6 protein-coding genes are annotated in these 7,099 nt (G+C 68.2%); 1 reads left to right on the top strand and 5 read right to left on the bottom strand.

What is annotated here, in order from left to right; all coding sequences use genetic code 11:
* The coding region (locus AC1DVT_RS02585; RefSeq protein WP_477386265.1) for an FAD-dependent oxidoreductase at nt 1–733 on the bottom strand (733 nt) is incomplete at its 3' end.
* Nucleotides 734–848: 115 nt separating this feature from the next.
* Here AC1DVT_RS02585 and AC1DVT_RS02580 point away from each other — a divergent pair.
* On the top strand, nt 849–1,409 hold the full coding sequence (locus tag AC1DVT_RS02580) for a hypothetical protein (RefSeq protein WP_477386263.1): 561 nt from the start codon (nt 849–851) through the stop codon (nt 1,407–1,409).
* 111 nt (nt 1,410–1,520) lie between these two features.
* Here the strand turns inward: AC1DVT_RS02580 and AC1DVT_RS02575 are convergent, their stop codons facing one another.
* Genes AC1DVT_RS02575 through AC1DVT_RS02560 form a run of 4 tightly spaced genes read right to left on the bottom strand, consistent with a single transcriptional unit; the run spans nt 1,521 to nt 7,055 of the window.
* Nucleotides 1,521–2,969, bottom strand: a complete 1,449-nt coding sequence (locus tag AC1DVT_RS02575) for a GH1 family beta-glucosidase (RefSeq protein ID WP_477386261.1) — start codon at nt 2,967–2,969, stop codon at nt 1,521–1,523.
* The gene (gene yicI / locus AC1DVT_RS02570; protein WP_477386259.1) at nt 2,966–5,197 is read right to left on the bottom strand and encodes an alpha-xylosidase; all 2,232 of its coding nucleotides are present in this window, start codon (nt 5,195–5,197) and stop codon (nt 2,966–2,968) included. The genes AC1DVT_RS02575 and yicI overlap by 4 nt, the downstream gene beginning before the upstream one ends.
* Complete coding sequence (locus AC1DVT_RS02565) at nt 5,197–6,084, bottom strand: carbohydrate ABC transporter permease (protein ID WP_477386257.1); 888 nt, start codon at nt 6,082–6,084, stop codon at nt 5,197–5,199. The genes yicI and AC1DVT_RS02565 overlap by 1 nt, the downstream gene beginning before the upstream one ends.
* Nucleotides 6,084–7,055, bottom strand: a complete 972-nt coding sequence (locus AC1DVT_RS02560) for a carbohydrate ABC transporter permease (RefSeq protein WP_477386255.1) — start codon at nt 7,053–7,055, stop codon at nt 6,084–6,086. The genes AC1DVT_RS02565 and AC1DVT_RS02560 overlap by 1 nt, the downstream gene beginning before the upstream one ends.
* Nucleotides 7,056–7,099 lie beyond the last annotated feature (44 nt).

Raw genomic sequence — 7,099 nt, 5'->3', positions numbered from 1 at the left:
CCGGCACTCCGAGGTACAGATCGAACGGCAAGGTCGATCCATCGCCCAGTCGCACCGTGCGCGTGTCTGCGTCGAGCGAGCGGACCGCGCGATCCGGGATCCACGCGATGCCATGCTCCTCGAACGCGGCCAGCAGGGCGGACGAGGCATCCGGCGACGGCGGGATCGGGCGCGGAAACGGCATGACCAGCGAGATCGACGACTGATCGCGGATGCCGCGTGCCCGCAGCAGTTCGTCGAGCAGCAACGCTGCCTCGCTCGGCGCCGGCGGACACTTGAACGGCCCGGCCGTGATGCCGATCACCACGTCACCGCCGCCGAATTCGGCGAGCGTGCGCTGCAGCGCGAAGGCGCCTGCTTCGCTGTAGAACTCATGCCCCGCCTCGGCGAGACCAGGGGTGCGCGCGATGTCGTACTCGGCGCCAAGCGCGATCACGAGAACGTCACCCTCGAATGGACCGGCGGTGGTCTCGACCCGTTTGGTCGCCGGGTCGATCGCGGTGACCTCGGCGCGCACGAACGTCACCCCCGGTTTGACGAGATCGGCGTAGGGATGGAACACCTGCTCGGCCGTCGTGCGACCGAACATCACGTCGAGCTTGGAGAACCCGAAGACGAAACCTTCGGTGCGATCGATCAGCACGACCTCGACCTGGCCGGCCAATTCCTCGGCGAGGACACTCGTCAGTTCGAGCCCGCCGAAGCCGGCTCCCAGCACCACCACTCGCTGCATCAGACGCGCCCCCACTCCCCTCGCACCCGGCCTGACTGTAGAGCCCAGAGGCCTGGATCCGATAGTGGGTGTGGCGTGTCATCCCGATGTAACACGGCCGGACGTATCGTGGAACATGGCGCCTCCGACAGATTCCGCCCCACGATCGACCGTCGTCGCCCTCGTCGGGACCGAAAGCGACGCCCTGCTCGCGGGCCTCGGCGACGTTCCCGCCCTGCTCGCCCTCTCCTTGCGGGAGAGCGAACCCGCCGTCGCGGCCCGGGCCGTGGCCGCGGCATCCATTCCCTACGTCGTCCACGATGCCGACCCGCTCGAGCATGTCGCGGCCGCCTGGGTGGAGCTCTACGAGGAACGGGCGACGCTCGGCACGCTCGAGGTTGAAGTCGAGACCCTCCTCGGCCTCTTCGCCGCGGGCGATGCGGTCATGCCGGACTACTACATGGTGCTCGGTCCGGAGGCCATCACCGGCACCTGGCGCCATTGGTGGCTCGGCGCGCTCGCACACCATGCGCCTTCGCGGGTGCTGCCGGTCGAGGCATCCGGAGCCGCGCTCCGTGCCCGCCTGCGCTCGCTGCCCGCCTCCCGACCGTGGCCGGAACCGAATACCTGGCTGCCGCGCGTGCAGTTCGACATCCCGGATCGCGTCGGCCTGCGTGACGAGCGCGGGGCAGCCTGAGGCCGCCCCACCGAGCCCAACTGCGGGGCTCGTGCACGACACGCCGTGCCAGGTCGCCCGGCCATGGCGTGTCGCCGAACTGCCCCGCAGTTGGGTACAGAGGGCCCCGGCTCACGCCGGGATCGACCTCGTCGCCACCAGGTCCCGGTACCAGAGCCCGCTGTCCTTGATCGTGCGCTCGAGCGTGTCGAAGTCCACCCGCACGATGCCGAACCGCTTCGCGTAGCCGTAGCCCCACTCGAAGTTGTCGAGCAGAGACCACACGAAGTAGCCGCGCAGATCGACACCGCGGGCCATGGCCCGGTGCGCCGCCGTGAAGTGCCGGCGCAGGTAGTCGAGACGCTCCGGGTCGGGCACGGAGTCATCCTCGGCGACCTCGTCCTCGAAGGCGGCGCCGTTCTCGGTCACCATGAGCGGCTGGTCCGGGAACTGCTCCGAGAGCGACACGAGCAGCTCCTCGAGGCCCTCCGGAGCGATGTTCCAGCCCATCGCGGTGTACGGCCCTGGCTGCTCGACGAACTCCACGATCGCGTCGCTGCCGGGCCACGCCGTGCCGCCCGCGGCACCCTTGTGACCGTCGTTCGTCTGCTTCGGCGAAACCCCGTCCCACAGCTGCACGGTCGCGGTGGAGTAGTAGTTGACCCCCAGCACATCGATCGGCTGGTGGATCGCCTCGAGATCCCCGTCGTGGACGAACGACCAGTCGGTGACGGATGCCGTGTCCTCGAGCAGGTCGGCATCGTAGACGCCGCGCAGCATCGGGCCCGTGAAGGCGCGGTTCGCGAGGGCGTCGATCCGCCGCATCGCCTCCGCCGCGCCATCCCCGACTCCGCGCAGCACGTGGAAGTTGAGCGTCACCGAGTACTCCGGCGTGCCGGTCGAGGTCGCCCGCAGCGCCTGGATGGCCCGGCCGTGGGCGAGGTTCAGGTGATGGACCGCGGCGAGCGCAGCGGCCGGCTCGTGCCGACCCGGCGCGTGGCCGCCCTGCCCGTAGCCCAGGTAGGCCGAGCACCACGGCTCGTTGAGGGTCGTCCAGGTGTGCACCCGGTCGCCCAGTGCGGCGCCGACGATGCGGGCGTACTCCTCGAACGCATCGACTGTCGAGCGCACGGCCCATCCGCCCTCGTCCTCGAGCGGCTGCGGCAGGTCCCAGTGGTACAGCGTCGCCACGGGCTTGATCCCGCGCGCCAGCAGTCCGTCCACGAGCCGCGAGTAGAAGTCGAGGCCCGCCTGATTGGCGGGTCCCCGGCCGGTCGGCTGGATCCGCGGCCACGCGATCGAGAAGCGATACGCGTCCAGGCCGAGCGAGGCCATCAGATCGAGATCGCTCTCCCAACGGTGGTAGTGGTCGCACGCGACGTCACCGGTATCGCCGTTCCAGACGAGGCCGGGGGTCTTGCTGAAGGTGTCCCAGATCGACGGACCGCGTCCGTCTTCGTCGAAGCCGCCCTCGACCTGGTACGACGCGGTCGCCGACCCGAAAGTGAAGGACGGCGGAAACACCAGTCCCGAGTCCCGGTAGTCGGCCCGGCCTGCAGTCAGTTCGCTCACTGTCGTCATCCTGTCACCTCTGCGCGGTCGACGTCGAAGGTCTCGGACCGCCCATCGGGGTTCGTCACGGTCACGGTGGTCGAGCCCGAGCCGCCCGCGAAGACGCGCAGCGTCAGCCCGTCGAGATAGTCGTAGTCCGGCCGATCCTGGCGGGCACCCCACGGCAGGACGCCGCCGGGCCGCACGTAGATCGGCAGCGACGTGAAGCCGTGCCGCTCGCGCCGCCACGAACCGCCCTGCACCTCTTCACCGGTGAGCAGATTCGTCCACCTGCCCGCGGGCAGGTAGAAGTCGACATCACCGGAGACGGTGAAGACCGGAGCGACCAGGATGTCGCGACCGAGCATGTACTGCCGGTCGAGGTAGCCGACGCCCGGGTCGTCCGGAAACTCCAGCTGCATCGGCCGCAGCACCGGGGCGCCCGTGGACGCTGCCTCCACGCCCGCCTGGAACAGGTACGGCATGAGCCGCATCTTCAGGTGGGTGAAGATGCGCGTGACCTCGACCGCCTCTTCGTCGAACGCCCACGGCACCCGGTAGGAGCCGGAGCCGTGGAAGCGGCTGTGGCTGCCGAGCAGGCCGAACGCGGTCCAGCGCTTGAAGACCGCGGCATCCGGAGTCCCCTCGAAGCCGCCGATGTCGTGGCTCCAGTGCGCGAACCCGCTCAGGGCGAGCGAGAGCCCGCCGCGCAGCGTCTCGGCCATCGACTGGAACGTCGACGTCGAGTCGCCGCCCCAGTGCACCGGCATCGACTGGCCGCCGGTCGTCGCCGACCGGGCGAAGAGCACGGCATCGCCGGCGCCACGAGCCTCGACGAGGACATCGTGCACTGCCTTGTTGTACAGCTGGGTGTAGAGGTTGTGCGTCCTGGACGGGTCGGAGCCGTCGAACCACTCCACCTCGAGCGGGATCCGCTCGCCGAAGTCGGTCTTGAAGCAGTCGACGCCCTGGTCGACGAGCGCCCGCAGCTTGGACTGGAACCACGCCGTCGCATCGGGGTTGGTGAAGTCGACCAGGCCCATGCCGGCCTGCCAGAGATCCCACTGCCACACCGAGCCGTCGGGGCGCTTCACGAGGTAGCCCGCGGCCGCACCCTCGGCGAACAGCGGCGAGCGCTGTGCGATGTAGGGGTTGATCCACACGCAGACGCGCAGATCCTTCTCGTGCAGGCGCGAGAGCATGCCGTCCGGGTCGGGGAAGACCCGCGGATCCCACTCGAAGTCGCACCAGTTGAACTCGCGCATCCAGAAGCAGTCGAAGTGGAACACCGAGACCGGCAGCTCGCGCGCGGCCATCTCATCGATGAACGACGTGACCGTCGCCTCGTCGTAGTCGGTCGTGAACGAGGTGGAAAGCCACAGGCCGTACGACCAGGCCGGCACGATCGGCGGGCGCCCGGTCAGCGCGGTGTAGCGCTCGAGCACGTCCTTCGGGGTGGGGCCGGCGATGACGAAGTACTCGAGCTCTTCACCGGCCACCGAGAACTGCACCCGCTCGACCGACTCGGAGCCGATCTCGAACGAGACGTGACCGGGGTCGTTGACGAGCACGCCGTACCCGCGGTTGGAGAGGTAGAACGGGACGTTCTTGTACGCCTGCTCGCTCGACGTGCCGCCGTCGGCGTTCCAGATGTCGACAGACTGCCCGTTCTTCACGAGCGGGCCGAAGCGCTCCCCCAGTCCGTAGATGAGCTCCCCGACGCCGAGGTCGAGCTGCTCGTGCACGAACTTCGTCGCCTTGGGTGCCGCGCTGCCGCTGCGCCCGTTGCCGACGACCCCGCCGTCGACCTGGGCGTCGGCGGAGAGCCCGATGTACCCCTGCGACTTGTGGCCGCTGCCGGTCACGCGGGTACCGTCGACCGCGAAGTCGAGCGACCACGGCGCGCCGTTCGCGATGCGGGCGGTCAGTGGGCCCGTCGTCAGCGTTCCGCCTTCGGCGGTGACGGATGCCGCGCCTGCCGGAGCGGCGCCCGGCAGGTCGAACCCGCCGTGCCACTTCGACCCCTGGTGGTGCGAGATCCGCACCCGGACGACGCCTTCGAGCGGCGAGGACAGGGTCACGGTGAGCGCTGCGCGGTTGAGCACGTCGCCGCGCTTGCTGATCACGGCGGTTGGGGCCGTGATGACCAGCCCGGCGCCGTCGGCCGTGGCATCCGTCTCCCAGACGTCGTACGCCTCCTGCGCGTAGAGGGCGGTGACCCCCGGGCGAAGCTGCCAGAATCCGTCGGTGAACTTCATTACTTGACCGCTCCTGCCGTGATGCCACGCGTCAGCGTGCGCTGGAAGATGAGGAAGAAGATGATCGTMGGGATGATGCTCAAGAGCGCCGCTCCCGCTGTCGTCGTGACGTCCATGAGTCGATCGCCGGTCAGGACGCTGATCGCGACCGGGACCGTCTGGTTGGCGTTCGACGGCAGGAACGTGAGYGGGAGCAGGAACTCGTTCCACGTCCAGATGAAGAAGAAGATGAGCAGCACCGAGAGCGTCGGCCGCGTGATCGGGAAGACGACCCGCCACAGGATCTGCCAGCGGGTGGCTCCGTCGATCGAAGCCGCCTCGAGCACTTCCTTGGGGAAGGTGCCGAGCACCGATGCGAGGAGGTAGGTGCCGAACGCCGCCTGGATCACGGTGAAGACGATGATGACCGACCACACGTTGTCGTAGAGGTGCACCGACTTGAACATGTAGTACAGCGGGTAGAGCAGGGCCTCCTGCGGCAGCAGGTTCGCCAGAAGGAACAGCAGCACGATCCACGAGCGCCCGCGGACCCGTCCGATGCCGATCGCGAACGCGTTCAGCAGCGAGATGAGCACGGCCAGCACCGCCACGGTGCCCGAGATGAAGATCGAGTTCCAGACCTTCTCCGGGAAGTTCACGCGCTCCCAGAAAGCCTGGATGCCCGTGAAGTCGATCGCCTGCGGCAGCGCGAAGGGACCAGATGTCGCGTAGTCGATGGGCGACTTGAAGGCGTTCACGAGGATCAGGTAGAAGGGCACCATGATCACTGCCGCGCCGAGGATGACGGCGATGAGCATCACCCAGTCGCTGGTGCGCTTCTTCGTCATCCCGCCGCGTGCGCGGGGAGTGCGGGCCGTGCCCGCGGGGACGATTGCGGTGGCAGCCATCAGAGTCCCGCCCTTTCCTTGCGCTCCATCGAGTTCTGCACCCGGATGAAGATGATCGAGACCACTACGACGAGGACCGTGAGGACCGTCGCGATGGTTGCGCCGTAGCCGATGTTCCGCTTCGTGAAGAACTCGGTGTACGCGTAGTACGCCGGCACGAGCGTCGCCCCGGCGGGGCCGCCCTGAGTGATGATGTACACCGGGCCGAAGACCTTGAGCGCCGCGATCGTGCACGTGAGCGTCACGACGAACACTTCGGGACGGATGATGCTGAGGGTGATGGCGGTGAACCGCTGGAACCAGTTGGCACCGTCGAGTTCGGCCGCCTCGTACAGCTCAGGGTCGACGCGCTGGAGCGCCGCCATGAACACGACGACCGGGTAGCCGATCTGGACCCAGACGAGGACGCCCATCAGCACCAGCAGCGCGGACGGCATCTGCCCCAGCCAGTCATAGGCGGGTATTCCGAACACCGCGAGCATCTGGTTCACCGACCCCGTTGCGCCTGGGCGGAACATCCAGCCGATCACGATGCCGGCGACGGCGATGGGGAGAATCTGGGGCAGGTAGTAGGTGGCGCGCAGGAAGCTGCCGACCTTGCCGCCGAACTTGCGGCCGACGACGTCGAAGAGCAGAGCCGCGACGATGAGGCCGACCGTGGTGGGGATCACCACCATCGCCAGGACCATCCAGACCGAGTTCGTGAAGGAGGTCCAGAAGTCTTCGTCAGTGAAGATCTTGAACCAGTTCTCGAGCCCGATGAACTCGGGGGCCCGGACACCGCGCCACTTCGTGAACGTCAGGAAGATGTTGAAGACGAGCGGGATGATGACGATGACGAGGAGAAGGGCGAACCCCGGCAGCAGGTAGAGCCAGTAGCCTGCGGTGCCGCGCGTGCGCTGCGGGATCAACGGCTCCTCAGGGGGAAGCTTCGTGCGCGCGCCGGGTTCGGCGCGGGTGATGACAGACATGGCGACTCCTGTGTCGGGGTGGCAGAGGGGGCGGGGGCGGCGCG

Source organism: Microbacterium sp. P2_F9, from assembly GCF_056403635.1.
The sequence above is the reverse complement of the archived record's forward strand: the minus strand, read 5'-3'. Positions and strand labels throughout refer to the sequence as shown.

Bases quoted from the DNA above. Each gene is read 5' to 3' on its own strand.
- AC1DVT_RS02580 (WP_477386263.1), top strand. From the start codon at position 849: ATGGCGCCTCCGACAGATTCCGCCCCACGATCGACCGTCGTCGCCCTC.
- AC1DVT_RS02575 (WP_477386261.1), bottom strand. From the start codon at position 2,969: ATGACGACAGTGAGCGAACTGACTGCAGGCCGGGCCGACTACCGGGAC.
- yicI (WP_477386259.1), bottom strand. From the start codon at position 5,197: ATGAAGTTCACCGACGGATTCTGGCAGCTTCGCCCGGGGGTCACCGCC.
- AC1DVT_RS02560 (WP_477386255.1), bottom strand. From the start codon at position 7,055: ATGTCTGTCATCACCCGCGCCGAACCCGGCGCGCGCACGAAGCTTCCC.